General features: G+C 44.5%; 14 protein-coding genes and 1 tRNA gene. 12 read left to right on the top strand and 3 right to left on the bottom strand.

The genetic code is table 11. The features are described 5' to 3' along the window. Positions 1-199: 199 nt before the first annotated feature. Positions 200-499 (bottom strand): DUF3493 domain-containing protein, encoded by a 300-nt coding sequence (locus F6K64_RS14405; RefSeq protein WP_008180324.1) that lies wholly within the window; start codon positions 497-499, stop codon positions 200-202. 66 nt (positions 500-565) lie between these two features. Between F6K64_RS14405 and F6K64_RS14400 the strand changes: the two genes are divergently transcribed. From F6K64_RS14400 to F6K64_RS14370, 7 genes are all read left to right on the top strand, one after another. Next, positions 566-637, top strand: a tRNA-Thr gene (locus F6K64_RS14400). 394 nt (positions 638-1031) lie between these two features. After that, complete coding sequence (locus tag F6K64_RS14395; RefSeq protein ID WP_071986807.1) at positions 1032-1148, top strand: photosystem II reaction center protein I; 117 nt, start codon at positions 1032-1034, stop codon at positions 1146-1148. 262 nt (positions 1149-1410) lie between these two features. Further along, positions 1411-4512, top strand: a complete 3102-nt coding sequence (locus F6K64_RS14390) for a DUF3769 domain-containing protein (protein WP_287265670.1) — start codon at positions 1411-1413, stop codon at positions 4510-4512. Next, positions 4505-4633 carry a hypothetical protein gene (locus F6K64_RS14385; RefSeq protein ID WP_267871992.1) on the top strand — a complete coding sequence of 43 codons (129 nt, stop codon included), beginning with the start codon at positions 4505-4507 and terminating at the stop codon, positions 4631-4633. Before F6K64_RS14390 ends, F6K64_RS14385 begins: the two co-directional genes overlap by 8 nt. Before the next feature lie 340 nt (positions 4634-4973). Continuing rightward, positions 4974-7034, top strand: coding sequence for an AAA-like domain-containing protein (locus F6K64_RS14380; RefSeq protein WP_287265669.1), 2061 nt, complete (start codon positions 4974-4976; stop codon positions 7032-7034). A 208-nt stretch (positions 7035-7242) separates the two neighbouring features. Further along, positions 7243-11466, top strand: coding sequence for an AAA-like domain-containing protein (locus F6K64_RS14375; RefSeq protein WP_287265667.1), 4224 nt, complete (start codon positions 7243-7245; stop codon positions 11464-11466). Continuing rightward, positions 11456-11602 (top strand): hypothetical protein, encoded by a 147-nt coding sequence (locus F6K64_RS14370; protein ID WP_287265666.1) that lies wholly within the window; start codon positions 11456-11458, stop codon positions 11600-11602. Before F6K64_RS14375 ends, F6K64_RS14370 begins: the two co-directional genes overlap by 11 nt. A 15-nt stretch (positions 11603-11617) precedes the next feature. Here the strand turns inward: F6K64_RS14370 and F6K64_RS14365 are convergent, their stop codons facing one another. Continuing rightward, positions 11618-11863, bottom strand: coding sequence for a hypothetical protein (locus F6K64_RS14365; RefSeq protein WP_287257411.1), 246 nt, complete (start codon positions 11861-11863; stop codon positions 11618-11620). Positions 11864-12002: 139 nt separating this feature from the next. Here F6K64_RS14365 and F6K64_RS14360 point away from each other — a divergent pair, with 139 nt between their 5' ends. The 4 genes from F6K64_RS14360 (at position 12003) to F6K64_RS14345 (ending at position 13423) form a co-directional block, all read left to right on the top strand. Next, on the top strand, positions 12003-12200 hold the full coding sequence (locus F6K64_RS14360) for a hypothetical protein (protein ID WP_070393635.1): 198 nt from the start codon (positions 12003-12005) through the stop codon (positions 12198-12200). Between the two features lie 248 nt (positions 12201-12448). Continuing rightward, complete coding sequence (locus F6K64_RS14355) at positions 12449-13015, top strand: methyltransferase family protein (protein WP_287265664.1); 567 nt, start codon at positions 12449-12451, stop codon at positions 13013-13015. 10 nt (positions 13016-13025) lie between these two features. After that, entirely contained in the window at positions 13026-13298 is a 273-nt protein-coding gene (locus F6K64_RS14350; protein ID WP_287265663.1) for a hypothetical protein, read from the top strand. A 2-nt stretch (positions 13299-13300) separates the two neighbouring features. After that, entirely contained in the window at positions 13301-13423 is a 123-nt protein-coding gene (locus F6K64_RS14345) for a hypothetical protein (protein ID WP_287265661.1), read from the top strand. On the opposite strand, the gene F6K64_RS14340 is transcribed toward F6K64_RS14345, so the two are convergent. Continuing rightward, entirely contained in the window at positions 13376-15355 is a 1980-nt protein-coding gene (locus F6K64_RS14340) for a hypothetical protein (RefSeq protein WP_287265660.1), read from the bottom strand. The two genes, F6K64_RS14345 and F6K64_RS14340, sit on opposite strands and share 48 nt — an antisense overlap. Before the next feature lie 509 nt (positions 15356-15864). Here F6K64_RS14340 and F6K64_RS14335 point away from each other — a divergent pair. Further along, complete coding sequence (locus tag F6K64_RS14335; protein WP_287265658.1) at positions 15865-19578, top strand: alpha-mannosidase; 3714 nt, start codon at positions 15865-15867, stop codon at positions 19576-19578. Positions 19579-19626 lie beyond the last annotated feature (48 nt).

The raw sequence follows: 19626 nt of genomic DNA, 5'->3' as shown, positions 1-19626 counted from the left end.
AATCTGAGTGAAGTCACAGGCTGGAAGCCTGTGCCACAAAGCTGAGTGCTGACCCCTGACCCCTGACCCCTGACCCCTGACCCCTGACCCCTGACCCCTGATAGCTGAATGCTTACAATTTACTTTTCTTGAGTGTACTTTCTAATCAAAAAGCGGTCTGTTTCTGGTGGCTCTACAGACGAGTATCATGGTTTTCCTGCTATAACTTGCGTTCTGCCTTATTTTCCAAGCGAAATAGCCAAACCATCAACATAACTACACCAATTTGCAGAGCCAAGTTAGGCATGGCAGTAGCTACAGCTTTACCAGCAGCTAACTGGGCTAGAAAAACCATTGCACCGATAAAACCAGAGGCACCGAAGGCAATATAGATAAACTTTCTTAAGCCTCGGTAGGGATGTTGGGCTTCTGCTTTTAGCCTGGCATACTTCTCGGGATTGATTTTTTGCCCAGAGACTTTGGGATTGGGGTAAGGTTTTTTTGAGTTCGAGTTGGTCATGAATGTTTTACCCTAACTTACCTGACTGATTTGCTGTAGTAATATTTGCTATATTAATAAACTGGTGCCGATGTAGCTCAGTGGTAGAGCATTCGATTCGTAATCGAACGGTCGGCGGTTCAAATCCGCTCATCGGCTTTGGGTAAGCAATCAGCAATCAGCAATCAGCAATCAGTTATCATTTATAAACTATCAGTTATCAGCTATTAGTTATCAGCTATTAGTTATCAGCTTATGGGTTAGGTTCGAGCGATTAAAGTCACAGGGTCGAAGCCTGTGCCACAAAGCTGACGGCTGACGGCTGACCACTGACCGCTGAATGCTTACCCAGCTTTTATGCCAGTTTTAAGGATATTAAAGGTTAAATGGGAGCCACCTTTAGGTATGATCTTAAAAAAGTATGAAGTTAGTCGTGTCGCAAAATCAGATGGTTTTTGATCTAGATTCCCAATTCTAGAAGTTTCACCATCAGACCAATGTCTCATGTACTACTTCATCTTCCGTATTTCATATCTTCTTGGGAGAACTCAACATGGCAACACTCAAAATCATTGTTTATATAGTGGTTAGCTTCTTTATTGCCTTATTTGTGTTTGGCTTCTTGTCAAACGATCCATCTCGTAACCCTAAGCGGAAAGATTTCGAGTAAATAGCGTTCGCGAAGCGGTTCCAAAGGAACATCGCATTATCATGTCAGGTCTATCAAAGACCTCAACTAGAGATAGCCACGGCTCGTGAAGACGGGATTATCTAGACAAAACCACGCTCTTAGATGAGGGTGGTTTTGTATTTATGCTTAATTAGTTGTAATATGGGCTGTCTTTGTCGATAACCGATTTGGAACTACAATCTTGGGGATTGAGTCAAGGATTGTTGGTCTGAATAGTAAAACACCAGCCAATTAGTGAAAAATGCCCCAGCCAGTTCAGCCGCCGGTCGTACCCGCAATTATTCAAACCGTTAAACCTTCCCAGACCACTAGCCACCTCGATGAATTATCTCAAAGAATAACCGTTTCGGCACCGTACCAAACACAGCAAAACCAGGTACTGCTCAAACCCTACCCAACAGGAGAGCTCAAGATTGAGGCTTTCCCAATATTAGCCACAGACAAAAGCGCTGCTAGCTTAGGTCTACCAATTTCCCGAGCAGTTGGCCAGACCTTGCCAAGCATAACAAACAGCCAAGACAATTGGCAACTAGGGCAAGGAAAACAGTGGCAACAAACTTTTCTAAAACCAGGAATCAAGCAACCACTCCATCCTGATTTAACCTCCTTACTCAATAGTCCAACTCCAGAAGCACCATCAACTCTGGAACCGGAATTTTCGACTAGGGTTTCTCCTAGGTTTTCCTCGTCGGTTACTTCTGAGACAGGGGTTGCTGATTCTGGGTATAATGCGGCCCCCCTAGCCCCCCAAGTTTGGGGGGAACAAAACCTTCAAAGTACTCCAAAATTAGGCGTTGCTGATTCTGGGTATGATGCGGCCCCCCTAGCCCCCCAAGTTTGGGGGGAACAAAACCTTCAAAGTACTCCAAAATTAGGCGTTGCTGATTCTGGGTATGATGCGGCCCCCCTAGCCCCCCAAGTTTGGGGGGAACAAAATCTTCAAAGTACTCCAAAATTAGGCGTTGCTGATTCTGGGTATGATGCGGCCCCCCTAGCCCCCCAAGTTTGGGGGGAACAAAATCTTCAAAGTCCCCCAAACTTGGGGGATTTAGGGGGCTTTCCCAAAACCAGACGATCCCACATTAATACTTCAATTCACCAAAGCCAACCTAATAGCCAACCTGAAATTAAACCTGAAATTAAACCTGAGCTAAGACCTGAGCCTGGGAATCAAGAAAGATTCTTCGCTGTTAACTCTTACCCCAAACGATGTTCTACTCTCGAAACCTTACCCAGGCCAGATGACCCCTTGAGCATCAATCCAAATTGCCCTTTGCCAATTCCTAGGAGCAAGCGTATTATAGCTCAAGAGCGGGGGGGAGAGACTAGAGAATTTGAGTTAATCATCCCTGAGCAATCTAACCCACCTTCCCTAGAAGAGACTGCACCACAATCAGACCAAGACTTGTCTCAACGCCAATCTGGTTCCGAGTTAGATTCGGAGGTTACTGCTCCCACAAGTACCTTCGATACTAATGAGCCAGACATACTTGAATTGACTTCAGACCGTCAGGAGTATGACGATACTAGACAAGTGATTACAGCAGTGGGTAATGTTACCTTGCGGTTTCAAGATGCCTTACTAGAAGCTGACCGTTTGCAAGTAAACTTGCCTAATAAGATTGTGGTCGCGGATGGGAGTGTGGCTCTCACCCGTGGTAACCAGGTGCTAGAGGGAGAGCGCTTTGAGTATTATTTTGTTCAAGATACTGGAGTGGTGTTGAAGGCTAGGGGAGAATTTGTCAGAGCAAGTTCAGATTCTGGGCAAACCACCCCAACTCAACCGGTCAGCCGCAGAATTATTAATAGCCAGCCCTTAGCTGGAATTAGTAATCCCGGAGCCTTTGCCATTGAGTTTGGTGCTCGGGTTATTCCCAATACTGAAACTGGGGCAACCACAACCGCTATCGAATCTCCCGACATCGAAGGGACTATCAATCGATTCCGCTATGAAGCAGACCGGGTGGAGTTTGATGGGTTAGAAGGAGTTGCTACTAATGTCAGAATTACCAACGACCCCTTTTCCCCACCAGAATTGGAGTGGCGCACCAGAAATGCTCGATTTCGGCGGATTTCCCCAGAAGTAGATGAAGTAATTGCCAAGAATCCTCGACTGGTGTTTGATCAAGGGTTTTCCTTGCCTACATTTCGTGAACGGTTTGTGATTGACCGCCGTGAGCGGCAACCGAGTTTATTGGATTTTGGGTATGATGATGACGACCGGGGTGGTGTGTTTATTCAGCGTGGCTTCAAGGTAGTTGAAACACCCTCGGTCAGGTTTAGTCTAACACCACAGTTCTTTCTTCAAAAAGCCATTCTTGGAGATAATGATGAAGATGAGAACAATGATCCAGAAGGTGGTGGCGTAATCGATCCGGCTAACTTTGGTTTGCTTGCTGACCTGGATGCTTCCTTAGGGCCACGCACGACACTAGTAGGTTCCGCAGAACTCACTAGTCTGGATCCTGATGATCTAGAAAACGAATCTCGGGGAAGTTTGCGGCTCCGACAAACTATTGGTAACACATATCCTCATCGCCTGACCTTGGAATCCAGCTATCGCGATCGCCTTTTCAATGGGTCTTTGGGTTTCCAAACCGTTCAGAGTAGTATTGGGGGTATATTTGAATCACCAACAATTCCCATCGGGCAAACTGGTTTGACCATTCGATATCAAGCTGGTGTTCAGCATATCAATGCTAAGACCGATCGAGCAGATTTGCTACCTCTGCCACCTCGGGATAACAATCGGATTAGTTTGACCCGTTATCAAGGGAGTGCAACTTTAAACTGGACACAACCCCTTTGGCAAGGTAAAACATTGCCAGCAACTGCGGAAGAAGGTATGCGCTATACACCAGCACCAATCTTACCCAATGTTCAACTAAATTCATCCATTACCGGTGTGGCTAGTGCCTATAGTAACGGTGATTCTCAAGAATTTCTCCGTGGGAGCATTGGCTTAACTGGGCAATTCGGTCATTTTTCTAAACCGTTTCTTGACTATACCGGTTTTAATATTGGCTATAGTCAAGTCGCCTTAGGAAATACATCACCATTTTTATTTGACCGAGTTGCAGATACTCGAGTCCTTAATGCTGGTATTACCCAACAACTCTATGGTCCATTTCGAGTGGGTTTCCAGACTTACCTAAATTTAGATACAAATGAGGAAATTAGTACTGATTTCTTTTTAGAGTATTCTCGTCGAAGTTACAATGTTTTATTGCGCTATAATCCAGTACAACAACGGGGTTTAGTTGGTTTACGAATTAATGATTTTAACTGGACAGGTGCCACAGAACCCTTTGATACGTTTAGTAACAGCTGGGAGGATGATTAGGGAGGTCAGCCGTCAGCCATCAGCGGTCAGCCGTCAGCCGTCAGCTAAAAGCTCACGCTACTTGAGGTGCTTTTTAGCACAGGCTTTGGCCTTTGGCCACGCTGTGCGAACGACGCTGTGACTTTCGTGACTATTAAACCAATCCTTACCTGTTTTATTAAAAAGTTCCGTAGCGTGCGCGTAGCCCATAAGCTGATAACTGAAAGCTGATAGCTGTTCGGTGTAGCGTGCGCGTAGCGCTTAAGCTGACATAGGGAGTAGGAGTATGAAGTAGGGTGAAGCAAATCGAATGGCTCTGATAATTATCAGAAACGTTAGAATTATTTGTGTGGAAAAAGAAACCGTAAACATTCAGGTAAGCTATCAGCTAATGCCCATAAGCTGATAGCTGATAGCTGACGGCTGAATGCTTACGATAAACCCTACCCAAATTAAGCTCCTGGATAGGTTGGGCATCTCAGATGAAGACTAATAAGCATCGGTCAGTCTGTGGGAAATTCAAGCAGCGGTTAAATAATGCGATTAAACGCTGGTTTAATTCCCCTAAAAATCGTCATAGCAGCACCACACAACCGATACCTCTTTCTGTGGGAGAGCCTTATTCTCCCTACAAACCTCCCTTAACTACTCAGGGACCTAACCACAGCTACGGCGTAACTAATCATACCTGGCCCCCTGGTTATCGGCTCCAAAAGGGTAAGTACACCATCGAAACAAAACTAGGAGAAGGTGGACTGGGTATTACCTATTTAGCCCGAACTAAAAAAGGCGATCGCATTGTTATCAAAACTATCGTTAATCATGTACTCCGCCAAGATAATTTATTAGAGTATTGGAAAATTTTCGCCAATGAAGCGGTAAAATTAGCCCAATGTAGCCGTGGGAATCCTCATCTAGTCCGTTTATCTGAAGAAATCATCCGAGAAGGTGAACTGCCCTGCCTAATTATGGAATACATCGAGGGGGAAACCTTGTCGGATATAGTTAACCGGCAGGGTGTGCTCTCAGAAGAGAAAGCCTTGCTTTATATCCAGCAAATTGGTAGCGCCCTCTGGGACATTCATCAGCAAGGGTTGCTCCATCGGGATGTTAAACCCAATAACATCATGGTGGGTCACGATGGTTCTGGTGCGGTGTTGATTGATTTGGGTATTGCTACTAGGTTTGTCCCTGGGGTTACCCAAAGTCATCTTTGTGCTGTGACTCCAGGTTATTCTCCTCTGGAACAATATCAGTTCCGAGGGCAACAAGGTCCCTACACCGATGTTTATGCTTTGGCCGCTACCTTGTATGTTCTCTTAACTGGAAATGAACCAGTACCAGCTGACGAGCGGGCTGAGGGAGCTGTATTACCAGCACCAAACTATTTTAATCCCCAGATTAGCGATCGCATAAATCGAGCCATTATCCATGGCATGAATTTGGTGGCAACCGATCGCCCTCAATCTATACCAGAATTTTTAACGTTACTGGGTATTGAGTTACCAACTAATAATAGTAACTATAATAGCACAAATAACAGCAATATTCAACCACAGACAACCGCTAAAGTTGAAGACTTTTATATAGAACGTCCTCAAGATGCTGAGTGTTATCAAAAGATTTTACAACCAGGGCAGCTAATTCGGATTAAAGCACCCAAGCTGATGGGGAAAACTTTACTCAGTCATCGGATTATTGATTATGCTAAGTCTAGGGGTTATGGTACGGTTTATTTAAATCTTAATCAATTACCTTGCCATGAATTGGATGTATTTTTACAGTCGTTTTGCGTGCGGGTTGGTGATAACTTGGGCTTATCAGACCAGTTGGATAAGTATTGGAGTAAACGGTTATATAGTAAGGTAAATTGTCAACGATATTTTGAGCAGTATCTGTTAACGTCTTTATCGAGTCCTATAGTGTTGTGCTTGGATGAAGTCGATCGCGTTTTTCCTCATCCAGAAGTAGCTGGAGAATTTCTAGGGTTGTTGCGCACGTGGCATGAGGATGCGAAAAATAATCAACTTTGGAATAAATTGCGATTGATTGTAGTTTATTCTACCGAAGTTTATATTGAATTGGATATCAATCAGTCTCCTTTTAATGTGGGAGAAGCAGTAGAGTTATCGGACTTTTACTTAGATAAAGTTCAGAGTTTAGCTGGGCGTTATGGTTTAAATTTATCGATTAAATCAGCTCAAAAATTAATGGGAATGGTAGGCGGACATCCTTATTTGTTGACCCTGGCTTTCTCTACTCTTAGCAAAAATACCAACATGACCATGGAGCATCTTTTAGAAACCGCTCCGACAGAATCAGGGATTTATCGTCATCATTTGCGAGAACTTTTAAATAATCTCATTCTCCATCCCAATTTACTGGAAGCTTTCAAGAAATTACTGACAACTACTAAAGCTGTTCGTCTGGAACCTAAGGCAACCTATCTATTAGAAAGTCTGGGATTAGTCAGAGTCATCGGTAATGATTGTATCCCTAGATATAATTTGTATCGTGAATATTTTAGTAACAGGATTTTCTAGTTAGGGAGCAGTCAGCAGTCAGCAGTCAGCAGTCAGCAGTCAGCAATCAGCCGTTAGCAGTCAGCAGTCAGCAGTCAGCAGTCAGCAGTTAGCCATTGGTTGGAAAATGAAAAGTGAAAACTGATAGCACCTCAAGTAGCGTGCGCGTAGCACATAAGCTGATAGCTGATAGCTGATAGCTTCTTTATTCCCTACTCCCTTTCCTACCATGACCAACCAACCAACAATCTATCAAGTTGGGGGAAGTTTACCTCAAGATTCCACAACTTATGCTGTGCGCAAAGCTGATGACGAAATTTTTCAGGCTTTGATGGCTGGGGAATTTTGTTATGTGCTCAACTCGCGACAGATGGGGAAATCGAGTTTGCGGGTACAAACTATGAAGCGTCTCAAAAAAGCAGGAGTAGCTTGTGGTTGTATCGATTTTACCATGATTGGGAAAGAGAATATACCCATAGAGATGTGGTATTCAAGCTTGATAGTGATGCTGGTGGATGAGTTTAAGCTATCAGATAAATTTGATGAAGAGGCTTGGTTTAGAGAAACAGAGCACATCGCACCCTTGTTAGGGTTTGGTAAGTTTATTGAATCGGTATTGTTGGCAACTATTCCAGAAAATATTGTTATTTTTCTAGATGAAATTGACAGTATTATTAAGGTAGCATTTAAAGATGATTTCTTTGGCTTTATTCGCAGTTGTTATAACAAACGAGCTGAAAATCCAGTCTACAATCGGCTGAGCTTTTGTTTGCTGGGAGTAGCAACTCCAGCGGATTTGATTCAGGATAAACAGCGCACTCCCTTTAATATTGGTCGGGATATTGAACTGACTGGCTTTACCTTTGAAGAAGCGAAAACACCACTGCTCCCTGGTTTGCTAGGAAAAGTGGATAATCCGGAACAGGTGTTAGGTGAGATATTGATCTGGACAAGGGGACAACCGTTTCTGACCCAGAAGTTGTGTAAGTTAATGGTGGAGAATGCTCTGGCTTCCCCCTTATTAAGGGGGACGGGAGGGGGATCCATCGATAGCACTTCTGGAGAGGGTACCCCCCTAACCCCCCTTAACAAGGGGGGAACTTCTGGAGGGGGATCCATCGATAGCACTTCGGGATTGGGTACCCCCCTAACCCCCCTTAACAAGGGGGGAACTTCTGGAGGGGGATCCATCGATAGCACTTCGGGATTGGGTACCCCCCTAACCCCCCTTAACAAGGGGGGGACTTCTGGAGGGGGATCCATCGATAGCACTTCGGGATTGGGTACCCCCCTAACCCCCCTTAACAAGGGGGGAACTGGAGTTGGGGGAACTGGAGTTCACACAACTTCAGTTGAACAGGTCGCCCGTAGCCAGATTATTGAAAATTGGGTATCTCAGGATAAGCCAGAGCACTTGAAGACTATACGCGATCGCATTCTCAGAAATGAGCAACGAGCCAGTAGGCTGTTGGGATTGTATCAGCACGTATTAGATCAGGGTAGTCTTGCCGCTGATGGCAGTGAAGAACAGACGGAATTAAGGCTATCGGGGTTGGTAGTGGAGCTGGATGGGTATTTACAAGTTAGCAACCGGATATATGGCAGTGTTTTTGATAGGGATTGGGTTAAGCAGGAATTAGCGAGACTGCGTCCCTATTCTGAAGCATTTACCGCTTGGGTTGAGTCTGGGTGTCAGGATGAAGCTCGTTTGTTGCGGGGGGTAGCGTTAGAGAATGCTCAAGCTTGGGCGAAGGGTAAAAGTTTGAGCGATTTGGATTATCAGTTCTTAGCGGCTGGTCAGGAATTAGACCGCAGGGTATTGGCAGAAGAAAGTCGGATATTAGAGCAGGCTAATGAGACGTTAACTGAGGCTCAAAAGAAAGCGAAGCGAACCATACAGAGAGGGGGTTTAGCACTGGGTTTGTTCTCAGTTATAGCAATAATTGTGGCTGTGGTAACTGGGATCAAAGCTAGAGATAATTTTAAACAATCACAGGAAGCTAAAACAGGTGCGCGACTAGAACAACAAGGGGTTAGTATTTTACGACGCTTAGGAGGGGATAATGTTTACTATGGCGAGCGAGAGCTTTTATACTCAGCCATGGAGACTGGGCAACAGCTGTTTAACATAGTTAAAGATGGTCGTTCCCTAGATAAATATCCTGCCATCATTCCTCTGTATGCTCTACAGCAGAGTCTTAGTAAATTCAAAGAAAAGAGAAGATTTCGAGGACATGAATCCTTGGTATCAAGTGTAAGTTTTAGCCCCGATGGTAAGATTATTGCTACTGCATCATTTGACAAAACGGTCAGACTCTGGGATTTACAGGGAAAGCAATTAGCTCTGTTGAAAGGACATCAATCCTCGGTAAGAAGTGTAAGTTTTAGCCGAGATGGTAAGAGGCTTGCTACTGCATCCGACCTTACTGTGATACTTTGGGATTTAGAAGGAAATCAATTAGCACTGTTGAGAGGACATCCATCCTCGCTATTAAGTGTAAGTTTTAGCCGAGATGGTAAAAGGCTGGCTACGGCATTATCGGACAAAACGGTCAGAATCTGGGATTTACAGGGAAATCAATTAGCACTGTTGAAAGGACATCAAGATTTGGTAAGAAGTGTAAGTTTTAGCCTTGATGGTAAAACCTTGGCTACAGCATCAGACGACAAAACGGTCAGACTCTGGGATTTACAGGGAAAGCAATTAGCTCTGTTGAGAGGACATCAATTCCGGGTAAATAGTGTAAGTTTTAACCTTGATGGTAAAACCCTGGCTACGGCATCATACGACAAAACGGTCAGACTCTGGGATTTACAGGGAAAGCAATTAGCTCTGTTGAGAGGACATCAATCCTCTGTATCAAGTGTAAGTTTTAGCCGAGATGGTAAGATGCTCGCTTCTGCATCAAAGGACAAAACTGTTAGACTCTGGGATTTACAGGGCAATCAATTAGCTATATTTCAAGGACATCAAGACTCGGTAAATAGTGTAACCTTTAGCCTTGATGGTAAAACCTTGGCTACAGCATCAGACGACAAAACGGTCAGACTCTGGGATTTACAGGGCAATCAATTAGCTATATTTCAAGGACATCAATCCTCGCTATCAAGTGTAAGCTTTAGCCCCGATGGTAAGATGCTTGCTAGTGCATCATCGGACCATACCGTCAGACTCTGGGATTTACAGGGCAATCCATTAGCTCTGTTGACAGGACATCAATCCGAGGTAAATAGTCTAAACTTTAGCCGAGATGGTAAGATGCTTGCTAGTGCATCATCGGACCATACCGTCAGACTCTGGGATTTACAGGGCAATCCATTAGCTCTGTTGACAGGACATCAAGAGTTGGTATTTAGTATAAGTTTTAGCCGAGATGGTAAGATGCTTGCTACTGCATTATCCGACAATACTGTCAGAGTCTGGGATTTACAGGGCAATCAATTAGCTATATTTCAAGGACATCAAGACTGGGTAGAAAGTGTAAGGTTTAGCCCCGATGGTCAGAGGCTGGCTACGGCATCATGGGACAAAACGGTCAGAGTCTGGGATTTAGAAGGAAATCAATTAGCTCTGTTGAAAGGACATCAAGACTCGGTAAATAGTGTAAGCTTTAGCCCCGATGGTCAGAGGCTGGCTACGGCATCATGGGACAAAACGGTCAGAGTCTGGGATTTAGAAGGAAATCAATTAGCTCTGTTGAAAGGACATCAAGACTCGGTAAATAGTGTAAGCTTTAGCCCCAATGGTAAAACCCTCGCTACGGCATCAGACGACAAAACGGTCAGAGTTTGGGATTTAGAAGGAAATCAATTAGCTCTGTTGAAAGGACATCAAGACTCGGTAAATAGTGTAAGCTTTAGCCCCGATGGTAAAACCCTCGCTACGGCATCATCGGACCATACGGCCAGACTCTGGGCCGTTGAAGATTTAGATGAGATGCTAGCTAGGGGCTGTAAGTTGCTTGAAAATTACTTTGTGGAGAATTTTCAAGCTTTAGAAAGCTTAAGCTCATGTCAAGATTCAGTTAACAAAGCAGCAGTAGCTCCCGGTCTTGTCAAACAAGGTGAGAAGTTAGCTAAAGAAGGTAAATTAATCAAAGCCTTATCTCTCTATAAAGAAGCACAACAACTAGATCTAAATCTAAAAATTGATGCTAATTATTGGAACAACCTCTGTTGGGATGGTAGCCTCCATGGATATGCTGTTGAGGTGATGGATGCCTGTGAAAAAGCAGTAGCAAAAGAACCTGAAAATGGATTCTTTAAGAGGAGTCGTGGTCTGGCTAAAGCTCTGACTGGGGATAAAGCAGGAGCAATATCAGATTTTCAGGTATATGTAGACTCGACCGACAATGATGAGTGGAAAGCACAACCGCAAAAATGGATAGATGACCTCCGGGCTGGTAAGAATCCTTTTACGGAAGAGGTGTTGAAGGATTTACTTGAGGAGTGAGGGAAAGTCAGAAGTTAGAAGTCAGAAGTCAGAAGTCAGAAGTCAGCGGTCAGCGGTCAGCGGTCAGCAGTCAGCGGTCAGCAGTCAGCGGTCAGCGGTCAGCAGTCAGCGGTCAGCGGCCAACTTTTTGGCATAGGCTTCGACACCAATGTTATTCACAAGCTGAACGCGATCGCGTGTGCGTAGCACATAAGCTGATAACTGAACGCGATCGCGTGCACGTAGCGCATAAGCTGATAACTGATAGCTGTTCGCGTAGCGTGCGCGTAGCGCATAAGCTGATAGCTGATAGCTGATAGCTGATAACTGATAGCTGATAGCTGATAGCTGTTCGCGTAGCGTGCGCGTAGCGCATAAGCTGATAGCTGATAGCTCCCTTTGTTACAAAATTTTTCAAAATATGTTATAATATAAGATTATTTGTGCTACACTATAACAGTGGGCGCTGAGACGCCCAGAGTCAAGAGCTAGCCCGGTGAAAGTCCAAAATCGACGGGCTAGCTCTGGCTCTCCAATCACAAGGAGATACTTTTATGATGACGTATTCAGAACGGCTTCATCCATGGGTGGTCATGCGACTGTTACCCAAGATGCAGCGGGTAGTTGTTGCTCGCTTCCGCAATCGGTCGGATGCAGAGGGACATTTGTGGGCTTTGAAAAGATTAATGCCTGATGCGGAATTTATAATTATTTTTGATGTCGGTAATAATAATCCGATGGATGAAGAATCCTAGAAAATTACATGCATCTTGGTGGAATGGGCATCTTGCCCGTTCCACACTGAATACTGATAGCTGTTAGCGTAGCGTGTGCGTAGCGCTTAAGCTGATAGCTAAACATACGGCGGTTTGCATAACTATCAAGTACACTGACTTTTATCCCTATTCCCTATTCTCTATTCCCTCTTCCCTGCTCCCTGCTCCCTGCTCCCTAAAACCTAGATATTTGTACCTCACAAGTCGTAGAATTGCTATCAAACATCATGCTAGTATTAAAATCTTGCGCCCTAATCTTATTCACAACTTGTTTGATTAGTTTTTCTTGGGCAGGCTTGGCTTTATTTACTCGGCCTAACGGAATCCCAAATGGTGTGCGGATTCTGTCTGTCTTATGGACGCTATTAATAGTTCTACAGGTCAGTACCATCGTTCTTACTGAAGAAACCAATCTAATCCTAAGTTTAATGGGACTGAGCATCTATATCAGCTCACTAGTTTTGTTTTCGTGGACAGTTAAAACAACTAAGGAAAAGCCTTTGTCTCTTTGCTATTCCGATGATTTACCAAACCACATCTTTACCACTGGCCCCTATAAATTCATTCGTAATCCCTTTTACACATCCTACTTACTCTGTGTGCTAGGTGGTGTTTTTGTTACTAATCAACTCTGGCTAATAATCATAGTAGTAGTAATCTTTGTACCCTACTATCAAGTTGCTCGCCAAGAAGAAGCTAAATTTTTAGCTAGTAGTTTTGCGGCTGACTATAAAGTGTATAAAGAAAACACAGGAATGTTTTTACCTAAGTTATGGCCTCAATCACAAGGTTAAAAGTTTACATATGACAATCCCACACTATAACGATCTCGGCGGTGCGATTCGTGGGGTCTGCCATGCTTGGTGTAAAGAGCAAGGCTATAGCAATCCCTTTTGTCGCAATGGGGAGTGGTGGGCGTATCCCCCTAATGGCGTCATGCCTATCCAAATCAAAACAGTGATGGGAAAAAGTTGCCAGCGCCCAGTTCGACTCGGGCGATTGATTCTGTTTCTATATCCCGATGGATCCTTAGCTCCTGAGCCTGAGTTAGCTCTTGATGTGACAATTTTCAAATAACAGTGTCCTACTCCCGACTCCCGACTCCCGACTCCCGACTCCCGACTCCCGATTCCCTATTCCCTACTCCCTTCTATTCAAAATGGCCACAACCGTTGCAGCAATCGCCAAATTTTAACCACTAGCTCTTCTATCCAAAGTATGGTGATGTCTAACCACTCCAACACTCGTTCTAAAGGATGCTTAATATATCCTTCTGGAGTTGCTTGAGTTTCAATCCAGTCTTGATCTGGCTCTAGATCACTAGAGTTTTTAGAGTTAGCGATCGCACTATTTTCTTCTCCCTTAGATCCGTTAACCTTGGTGCTACCAGAGTTAACAACTGCTAGCGGTTGATCTTGAGATTCTTTGGGAGTAGTTTTTCCTAAATTATCCTGAATTTGGGACAGGTCTGGTGATTTATCAGTTTTAGAATTTCTCTTCTGGCTGATCGATGGTCTTGCTTTAACTTTTGAGGATTTATTTCTCGATATAATCAGCTTACCTGGAGCCTTTAGTAAGTGCAGGTATCGCTTAAAGAGGGTCCAAATAGACTTTTCTGACTTCACAGGAATCTTGCTGTTGAATCCTTCGGGTAACTGATGTCTATTATATTTAAGATTAGCAACCGGTAATTCTGCCTGATTTCCGGAGTTGGAGGTTGAGGCAGAGAAATTTTGGGAGTGGTCAGATCCATCTGGATTGCCCCATAAATCATTATCGGTTAACCAAGGCTCCAATTCATCTGATTTAGACCCAGATGGTGTTGAGGTGGATGATCTTAATGAGGGGGAAAGTGGAGGGGAATTATCTCCTGATAGCTGATGGGCTTCTGGGTATAAATTATCCCTGTTTCCTCCTGGTAAAACCTCTCCAGAACCAGAAGCAATTTCAGATTGGTCTGAGGAACTACTCAAACTAAAATTAGATGCTTTTCTACCAAAGAAATAGTCAATCGCAGCATAGATTAAGCTTAAAATTTTAAGTCGGTTAGTGTCAGACCCAACCGTTACCTCCTCTGAGCTATCACCCTTAATAAATGGTTTTTGTAGGGCTTGCCTCAGCTTAACCACCACTTCAGACCCTGGTAATAATTGGTGTGATTCCAGTTCTAGCAATTTGTTATCCAGGAAAGTTAATAGGTCTTGAATTGGGCTAGAAGGTGATAGCTGGAATGGTTTGGGTTTAGGTTGTCGGTGATTAGAGGTGGCTGATTTACCCTTGGAAACAGCTCGAATGATCCTCGATTCCCCGAAAAGATTAATTGCGATCGCTACAGGACTAGTTTGCACCCAGGCCATTAATCGCCAGAATAGCCTGATGGGTGGCAAAATAGGGGGGTGATCTAAGGTAGCAAGGGAAGGGGATGCTTTTTTGCCATCTAACGAGTGGGCTAAACGCCATTTACGCATTAAGTCAGCCACCTCCCAGCTAATTCTGGATGCTAGTTTTTGCTGCTGCTGGGGTGTCAATATATCCAGAATTTGGTTTTGCACTGTCACCAGCACTAGACCCCGGTTGTCCAATAAACAAGCTACTCCCTGAATCAGCATATGCTCATTAGTCGGGGCTTGAGCTGGGGTTTGATTTGGAGTTGCCCATTCTCCTGCGGTTACAGCTTGCCCATTATTTAGGCTGACAGGTTGCCCGTTATTTAGGGATGTTCCCCTTTGCCGTTCGATTAGGATAGGTTGCCCGTTATTTAGGGTAACAGCTTGCCCATTAGACGGTCTTAGGTTGTCTAGACCAAGTTGAAGGTTAAAGCTGCCAAGGTTCAACTCTTGTAAGACTCGCTGAATTGCTGTATCTGCTTCTGGCGGTGTTTCCTGGGTCTGGGCGTGGCTAAATGTCCTTAATTGGGGCAATCCAGCTTTTACTGAAGAGGAGATTTGACGCCCAGCCGATAAACTAGCTTGCACTAGCAGGTAAACCGGATAAAGTAAAATTTGTCCTCCCCATACCGCTGCAACCTTTAAATGCCGTGTTGTACGTTCAATTTGGTCAACAAACCGTTGAGATTGTCGATTGATAAAGTTAAACAATCTACTGCGATAGGGACCTTTGGCAGGGGAAGACATGATGGTTATTGCTTGGGTGAGGGATTAGCTATAGCGATTTGTATCTCGATTGTGAACACACTTATTGCAGGAAAAGGCAAAAGGCAACAGGCAACAGGCAACAGGCAACAGGGGCAAGAGCTCCTCAATTTTATTGTCCAATAAAAAAAGAGCTTTTAGGTTTACATCTCAAATACAAACGCGCTTATCAGCCTGATCGACATTTAAGCTGCATCTATACCAGGAACTGGTTATTGGTTGACAGTTGACGGCTAGCGCTCATAGCACTACCCATTAAGCTGTTTGACATTGATACAAGCTCAAAAGCTGTTGTAGTCAACTTTTAGGTGCGACCCGTGGCGAATTTAATTCTTCATGGGTCAAGGGCACCTTTGCCTCTAGCATGCATGCCTCTTGCCTTGCGCGTAGCGCTATAACTTTCAATAAACCACCAATAACAAATTAATCATAGTCGGTGCCATTGATTTTAGGGAAAATTTGACTAATCTTATTCCAATTACTTAAACCCAATGGATCAGATTAGGATTATTGATGGAATTAATCATGCGATCGCAAAACTCCGTGCTTTAACTCAAACAAATGTTCAGCAGGGTTGGCGATACTGTAATGAAGATATTCCTTACCCTGTGGCCACTCAACCAGAGTGCTGGGAGAATTGGTCAATAGCCCAACGTAATGACAAGGATTACATTACTTGGTCTGCTGGCAGACAAGTGATCTGGTTGAGTCAACGATTCCTAGTGCCCCAGGATTTGCAGGGCTATCCTTTAGCTGGCTTAGGATTACGTTTGGTATTGACGTGGTGGGCAGAATCGGCTGAGATTTTTGTCAACGGTCAGCTGGTACAAGAAGGGGATTTGTTTGATTCCTCCACACGGATGCTGCTAACTTCAACAGTCGTGCCAGGGGAAGAGTTTGCCGTAGCCCTAAGGTTGGTTAGTCCTGGTCATGATATCGGGGGATTAATGCGATCGCAAATCCTCTACGAAGCCACCAATCATGATATCGATCCAGGCTTTGTAGCTGATGAATTGGCTGTCTTACAAAAGTATAGCGCTAACTTTGAACCCGAAAAATTAGCGACTCTAGCTAAGGCTGTGGCTGAGATTAATTGGGATATGGTTTCACAGCCGACAGAATTTATGCGATCGCTTACCCGATTGCGCCAACAACTCAGTACAATTGAGAATTCAAACTTCAGAATTCAAAATAGTCAAAACTCTATCCAAATGCTAGGTCATGCTCACCTTGATCTAGCTTGGTTATGGCCAGTGAGCGAGACCTGGGACGTAGCTGTGCGTACCTTTGAATCAGTATTAAAGCTACAGCAAGAATTTCCAGATTTCACCTTTTGCCATACCACACCTGCCCTTTATGCCTGGATAGAGCAGCATCGCCCTGACTTATTTAAAGCGATTAAACAACAAGTGGCTGCTGGTCGCTGGGAAATTGTGGGGGGGATGTGGGTAGAACCGGAATTAAATTTAATTGATGGTGAATCAATTGTCCGACAAATCCTCTATGGTCAACGTTACGTCCAGAAAACCTTCGGTCAGTTAACCACAGTGGCATGGGTAACCGATAGTTTTGGCTTCTGTTGGCAACTACCTCAATTGCTCAAACAGGGTGGAATTGACTACTTCGTGACCCAGAAGCTGCACTGGAACGATAGCACCAAATTTCCCTATGGTGCTTTCTGGTGGCAGTCTCCCGATGGCAGTCAAATCTTCAGCCTAATGTCTCCCCCTAACGTTGCTGGTGTTATGGATACAAATCCCATTACTATGGCAAGCTATGCCATTGATTGGGAAATTCAAACTTCACTCAAGGAGGCATTTTGGTTACCTGGTGTGGGAGATCATGGCGGTGGTCCCACCAGGGATATGTTACAAGTAGCAAGACGTTGGCAACAATCCCCATTCTTCCCAAAGCTGGAATTTACCACGGCCAGTGAGTATTTGTTGTTCGCGAAGCGTGGCCTTTTGGCCAAGGTTAGCAGGTTGAAGGTTGCAAGTTGTGTTGAGAACCTTAGTGTCGGAAGTGTCGGAAGTGTGGGGAGAGAAGAAAGCAGAACAGAGCAGAGGGGAGGGGGGAAAGGCCAAAGCCAAACCACTAAAGAGATTCCGGTCTGGAATGATGAACTATATCTAGAATTCCATCGGGGTTGCTATACCACTCACGCTGACCAAAAGCGCTATCTACGTCGTTGTGAGGGATTGTTGTACCAAGCAGAACTGTTTGCAGCCCTAAAAACCATTGCGACAGGACAAGCGTATCCTAAGACTGAACTAGAGGAAGCCTGGAAAAAGGTGTTATTTAATCAGTTCCACGATATATTACCAGGAACATCGATTCCGGAAGTCTTTGTAGACGCTAATCAGGCTTGGCAGGAAGTAGAGGAGGTGACGGGAGATATATTGGAGGAATCCTTAAATGCGATCGCATCCAAGATCACCCTGCCACCACCACCAAAACCCAATGCTCAAGCGATTATTGTCTTTAATCCTCTCAATTGGCAGCGTTCAGAAGTAATTGCGATTTCTTTAGCTGTTTCGTTACCTGTTTCTATACCGGTCGAGTCAATCGAATGGGAAGTGTATGACTGTTTTGGGGAAAAGATAGTCTCTCAAGTTAGCCACGATCAAGCCCAAGATATCCCAAACCATGACAATAACAATGAAAATCTCTCCTATTCTCAAATAGAATTGCTGTTTCTAGCCAGTAATATTCCTTCGGTAGGATATCGTGTTTTTTGGTTGTGCAGCAATGATGTGGAGTTGACCATAGAGCTATCTCCCGATTCCCGATTCCCGATTCCCGATTCCCTCCTGGGAGGGGTTAGGGCGTGTTTTCAAAGTTTTCCGCAAGATTTAGATCCCCCCCAGCCCCCCTTAATAAGGGGGGAGCCAAACTCAAAGTCCCCCGAGCGAGCAATCCCTCGCTCGGGGGATTTAGCCCCCCAGCCCCCCTTAATAAGGGGGGAGCCAAACTCAAAGTCCCCCTTTTTTAAGGGGGATTTAGGGGGATCTCCGAGTTTGAAGACATGCCCTAGGGGTGGGTACCGATTCCCGATTCCCAATTCCCGATTCCCGATTCCCGATTCCCGATTCCCGATTCCCGATTCCCGATTCCCGATTGAAGATTTAGTCTTAGAGAATCAATACCTACGAGTAGTGGTAGACCCAGAAACTGGAGATTTGAGTAGTGTCTTCGATCAGGTTAATCAGCGGGAAGTGCTTAGTGGTCCTGGAAATCAGCTACAAGCTTTCGAGGATAGTGGTCAATATTGGGATGCATGGAATATAGACCCAAATTATGCTGACCATCCTTTGCCGAGCACTGAGCTGATCGGGATCGAGTGGGTTGAAACAGGAGTATTGAGTCAGCGTTTGCGAGTGGTGCGTCGGCTGATGCGATCGCAATTTTGTCAGGACTATATCCTCTCAGCAGAATCCCCAGTCCTCAAAATTGCCACTACCGTAGACTGGCAGGAACGCCATGTATTAGTCAAAGCTGCTTTTCCATTAGCCATTGATGCCGATTATGTGTCCTATGAGATGCCTTGTGGGGTAATTAAACGTTCTACTCGACCCCAAACCCATGCTGAGCAAGCTAAATGGGAAGTACCTGCTCTGCGTTGGGCAGACTTGAGTGATCAAACCTATGGTGTCAGTTTGCTCAATGATTGCAAATACGGTTATGATGCCCAGGCGTCCCAATTACGTCTAACATTGCTTCGCTCTCCGACGTGGCCCGATCCTGAAGCTGATCAAGGCATCCACCAATTCACCTATGCTCTTTATCCTCATCAAGGCAATTGGCGTTTTGCAGATACAATTCACCTAGCATACCAGCTTAACTTACCATTTCTAAGTTTACTTTGGTCTCCCCCCAATAGTTCTGTTGTCAGTAATAATGTCAGTAATAATAGTCAACCTTCTTTACCATCAACCGGACAACTATTAAATTTGTCAGCCAAGACTCTAATTTTAATGGCACTTAAACAATCCGAAGATATCCCTGATCAATGGATTCTCAGGTGTTATGAATCTCATGGGGAATCAGCGAATTTATCCTTAGTGAGTGATTTGGGATTAAAAGTAGTTCACCCAGTTGATTTATTGGAAAGACCTGTGAGTTTATCAGAACCATCACCGGATGGAAAAGTAGTTCAGATAGAGCCTTGGAAAATAAGTAGTTTTGCAGTTAGATTAATAACCTAGAAGGGAGTCGGGAGTCGGGAATCGGGAATCGGGAGTCGGGAGTCCGGA

Origin of the sequence: Moorena sp. SIO3A2, assembly GCF_010672265.1 — a bacterium.
Lineage (GTDB): Bacteria > Cyanobacteriota > Cyanobacteriia > Cyanobacteriales > Coleofasciculaceae > Moorena > Moorena producens.
Note: the sequence above shows the minus strand (reverse complement) of the source record. Positions and strands in the feature narration are given on the sequence as shown.

Bases quoted from the DNA above. Each gene is read 5' to 3' on its own strand.
- F6K64_RS14380 (WP_287265669.1), top strand. From the start codon at position 4,974: ATGAAGACTAATAAGCATCGGTCAGTCTGTGGGAAATTCAAGCAGCGG.
- F6K64_RS14350 (WP_287265663.1), top strand. From the start codon at position 13,026: ATGACAATCCCACACTATAACGATCTCGGCGGTGCGATTCGTGGGGTC.
- F6K64_RS14375 (WP_287265667.1), top strand. From the start codon at position 7,243: ATGACCAACCAACCAACAATCTATCAAGTTGGGGGAAGTTTACCTCAA.
- F6K64_RS14390 (WP_287265670.1), top strand. From the start codon at position 1,411: ATGCCCCAGCCAGTTCAGCCGCCGGTCGTACCCGCAATTATTCAAACC.
- F6K64_RS14340 (WP_287265660.1), bottom strand. From the start codon at position 15,355: ATGTCTTCCCCTGCCAAAGGTCCCTATCGCAGTAGATTGTTTAACTTT.
- F6K64_RS14360 (WP_070393635.1), top strand. From the start codon at position 12,003: ATGACGTATTCAGAACGGCTTCATCCATGGGTGGTCATGCGACTGTTA.
- F6K64_RS14405 (WP_008180324.1), bottom strand. From the start codon at position 499: ATGACCAACTCGAACTCAAAAAAACCTTACCCCAATCCCAAAGTCTCT.
- F6K64_RS14335 (WP_287265658.1), top strand. From the start codon at position 15,865: ATGGATCAGATTAGGATTATTGATGGAATTAATCATGCGATCGCAAAA.
- F6K64_RS14395 (WP_071986807.1), top strand. From the start codon at position 1,032: ATGGCAACACTCAAAATCATTGTTTATATAGTGGTTAGCTTCTTTATT.
- F6K64_RS14355 (WP_287265664.1), top strand. From the start codon at position 12,449: ATGCTAGTATTAAAATCTTGCGCCCTAATCTTATTCACAACTTGTTTG.
- F6K64_RS14385 (WP_267871992.1), top strand. From the start codon at position 4,505: ATGATTAGGGAGGTCAGCCGTCAGCCATCAGCGGTCAGCCGTCAGCCG.